Source organism: Rhizobacter terrae, from assembly GCF_003852895.1.
GTDB classification, from domain to species: Bacteria; Pseudomonadota; Gammaproteobacteria; order Burkholderiales; family Burkholderiaceae_C; genus Albitalea; species Albitalea terrae.
In genome coordinates this window covers 1-1908 of the sequence record NZ_QUSW01000023.1, presented here as the reverse complement: position 1 = coordinate 1908, position 1908 = coordinate 1, and the positions used below count along the sequence as shown (strand labels likewise).

Annotated in this window: 3 protein-coding genes; all 3 read right to left on the bottom strand. The window is 59.3% G+C overall.

Annotated features, from left to right (window positions below):
• Window positions 1-179: 179 nt before the first annotated feature.
• The 3 genes from DZC73_RS29500 to DZC73_RS29490 all read right to left on the bottom strand — a co-directional run bounded on the left by DZC73_RS29500 (window position 180) and on the right by DZC73_RS29490 (window position 1728).
• Window positions 180-650 carry a DUF1851 domain-containing protein gene (locus tag DZC73_RS29500; RefSeq protein ID WP_124543979.1) on the bottom strand — a complete coding sequence of 157 codons (471 nt, stop codon included), beginning with the start codon at window positions 648-650 and terminating at the stop codon, window positions 180-182.
• Between the two features lie 82 nt (window positions 651-732).
• Window positions 733-1131 (bottom strand): hypothetical protein, encoded by a 399-nt coding sequence (locus DZC73_RS29495; protein WP_124543978.1) that lies wholly within the window; start codon window positions 1129-1131, stop codon window positions 733-735.
• A 9-nt stretch (window positions 1132-1140) separates the two neighbouring features.
• On the bottom strand, window positions 1141-1728 hold the full coding sequence (locus tag DZC73_RS29490) for a GrpB family protein (RefSeq protein WP_124543977.1): 588 nt from the start codon (window positions 1726-1728) through the stop codon (window positions 1141-1143).
• Between the last annotated feature and the right edge of the window lie 180 nt (window positions 1729-1908).

The window sequence follows — 1908 nt, the reverse complement described above, 5'->3', positions numbered from 1 at the left end:
CCGCCAGCGGACGGACAGCCCGACGCAACCTCCGCGACCGCGCACTTCGCGATTGGCGACCTGGCTGAAGCGTGACGATGCGACATGTGCCTCCGAGCCGGCCTAACGTTTGACATGAGCGGCGGTTGGAGGCGGGCGCAGCCCGCTGGAGACCGTCTGCTCGATGGAGGGGTTAGCCGTCATGGGCTCAGCACGAATTTGATCTGCGTGCCATCCGGAAGGTCCTTGGTTTGCCGATGAATCTGCCCCAAAAGACCGTAGTGGACTGCAAGACTTGTTGGCTCCAAATTGCTCACCTCGTAGGCTCCGCCAAGCATTGGAGGAACCTTGAAGCCATAGCACTGACCAGCTCCCAAAGCCATTCCCGAAGCAACGCAAGCATCGACCAATGGAATTGCCAACCATTCGTTTGCATTGTCACCCTCGTCAATTGCACTCACAAAGTGCTCCCGGTTGTCGGCGACCCGCTTCAGACTTCCATTTCCCACATCCAACCAGTGCACAGACCCATCTGGAAGAACGACTACCAAGTCGCCGAGCCGGTTGACGATCCAGACGATGAAGTCTCCAGGAAGCACTTCTGCCCAATCCGACAGAAGCGAGGGCCAGTCATGCCCGTCCTGGGCCAGAAGGTAGTCGGAGAGGTTCATTTTGATTGGCGGCTAACGTTTGACATGAGCGGCGGTTGGAAGCGGGCGCAGCCCGCTGGAAACCGTCCGCTCGATGGAAGGGTTAGGCGCCTGCCGCATAGCAGTGGAGATATACCGCGCGCGCCAACGTGGGAACACCGATGAACAAGCCACCGAAGAAGAGAAACGCGTCTGCGACGCCACCAAACGCACCGGAGTGAACGAAGGCACCCACCACAGTATGCTGACCGAACGCGAACCCAAGAATTGTGTCGATGGCCGCCAGCACCAGGATTACGAGGAAACCTTGCACGACAAGCTTTCCCGCCTCGCGGAGCGGCATGGGAGGAACCTTGGAGCGTTGCCAAACCAGCAGATTGGCAACACAGGCCACTAGAACGCCCACCAATTGCCACGGCAAGTCGATGTGGACGCCGGGCACCACGTTCAGTGCGATGAGCACGAACACTGAACTGAGCAACAGACCAAGAGCGTTTGCCATTGAAGGCGCCTAACGTTTGACATGAGGGGCAGACGACAGACCGCGAAGCGGGCTGCTGGCTGTCCCCTCGATGGAAGGGTTAGCCCCCGGCTGCGCAGAAGCTAGGACTGCCTCGATGAAGGGGGCCTTGGCTGCTGTGTACGACGGCCGATCGTGTGCGAACCTGCTGGCCAACTGTAGTTTGAGCTGCTCGTATTGGGCCACAAGAGACGCGTTTGAACGAAGCGCGTTCCGAAATGCGAGGTGCTCCTGCCAGAACGAAGAGCCCAGTACCACTGCATGCAGGTTCACTCTTGGCAAGCTGGCTGCGGCCGCCCTGACGAAGTAGCGGCGGTTCGGAAACTCGCCTTCGTACTTTGCGATGTACTCGTAGCCCAACTGACTGAGCCCATTGATCTTGTTCTCGATGGTGGCAAGCGAGTCTGTTCCGAGGAGCACGTCAATGATGGGCTTGGCCGCCAACCCGGGAATGGCAGTGCTACCAATGTGCTCGACCGCGACAGCCGCAGGGGCGAAGACCGGTAGCAGCTCGGCTTTCACTTCGGCGAATCGCAAGGGCCACTCTGCGCAGTAAGGTGCAACGACGACTGCCGACATCGGGGGCTAACGTTTGACATGAGGGGCGGCTTCAAAGCGGCGAAGCCGCTTTGGAGACGGGAACTTGCACCGCTTTAGTTGACACATGCTTGCAGGCCCTGCCGCTGTTCAAAGGCAGCCGGAGGGAGGTATCGCAGCGACGAGTGAAGTCGCTGCTGGTTGTAGAACGTGATGTAGCTG